The organism is Paraburkholderia sp. CNPSo 3274 (genome assembly GCF_024206475.1).
Taxonomy (GTDB): domain Bacteria; phylum Pseudomonadota; class Gammaproteobacteria; order Burkholderiales; family Burkholderiaceae; genus Paraburkholderia.
Genome location: NZ_JAMBPR010000206.1, coordinates 1 through 1,476 on the forward strand (window position 1 = coordinate 1; position 1,476 = coordinate 1,476).

Below are 1,476 nucleotides of genomic sequence, written 5' to 3' on the forward strand. Positions count from 1 at the left end.
AGAAGGTAAGCTCAACCGCCTTCACCACGCACCTGCCAGATTTACCACCCCAGCCCTTGATGGTTATGGACTTCGCAATCATTTGCTCGCTCGTCCGACTGGGTAGGCCTCGTATCTGGTTTCTGTTCGTCAGGTCGTGGCTTTGCTACACGCTTCCTTCAGACCCCGCCTCACGACGACGCCCTTGCGTTTCACTAGCCCTTCACCACCATCAGGTTGGGCAGGGGACTTTCACCCCCAAGCTGTTGCGCATGCTCGGCGCACAAAAAAAAAGCGGGCCCGGAGCCCGCTAAAAACCACACGCTACGAGGTTAGCGCGAGGAGACCACTGGAGGTTCGGCCTCGCGAAGATCGGCCTCAAAGATACCACTGCGCCCGCAGTCTGGGAGGCCGTCCTGTCTGCTTGATGAGTTATCCTCTATATAACAACAATCTCGTACAGACCGCCTATTTGCACCAGAGCCTTATCCAACGTGCAAAGCCGGCGCCAGTTTTGTCGCACCAGCGTCGAATTGTTTCGTAGCTGATGACAATACCGCGGTCCAACTGCCAGCGCACGGTTCAACTGACGACGATCGCCGGGAAGCGGTGGCTGCGATAAAGCGATTGGTAACCAGCATCGCCGGATGTTACCGGACTCAGTCCGCAACGTGACAATGCCCTCTGTCGCGGTGGGTTGTTCCAGTCCTGTTCCAAAGCACTTTCCGGGCCATGTGGACCGCATACGCTCGGAGCCCCCAGAGCACAGGCATAGTGACGCATTGGCGGGAAATTGCGTCGGCTATCAAACAATGACGTGGGTTCCTTACAAATCGCGCATGTTTAGCCGATTGACCCGATCCAGCGGGCGCGGTGCACTCGCATCGGCCTACGTCGTGCGACCCGCTTACCGCGAACTGCCGCACGCAGCCCTTGCCGTTTCATCAATCGTGCGACCGTGCAGCGGGCCACCGCAACGCCTTCCCGGTTCGTCTGCCTCCAGACCTTCGGCACGCAATAGACCTGCATGTTGGCCAGCCAGCCACGCTTGATCTCCGGTTGCCGAATGCTCGGGCGCAGCGTCGGGACGGATCTCGAAGCTGTGCTGCATGACGTCGGCAGCCCTGACGGGGCAGTCCGCAAGACCGTGCGGATCGGCTCGACCCCGAAGACGTGATACTGATCCTGCTGGAATGCTCGTCGGAGTTGTTTTCTGCAACAGGCCAACTGCGACTTTCAGAGAACGCTCTAACGTGACAATGTCGACATACGTCGTCGGGAGTTGGACAAACAGGACGACCACTCACACAATTGATCGTGCATCGTCGGCTATTCTTGTGATTTCAAGCTGGGGAACCGGTGGCGCATAGTTTGCTTGATTATAGTGCCTTCAGGTGCGTTCCGCAGCCGGAGATCCGTAGCGCTTCCGCTACGCTCTGTTCAGATTTTCACGAATGGCCCAAGCGCACGGCGTTGTCACGTTAAGGTATTCGAGAC

1 pseudogene is annotated in these 1,476 nt (G+C 57.9%); it reads right to left on the bottom strand.

The features are described 5' to 3' along the window. Positions 1-826: 826 nt before the first annotated feature. A pseudogene (locus tag M3I54_RS44200) lies at positions 827-1,152 on the bottom strand (IS3 family transposase); the annotation flags it as partial. Positions 1,153-1,476 lie beyond the last annotated feature (324 nt).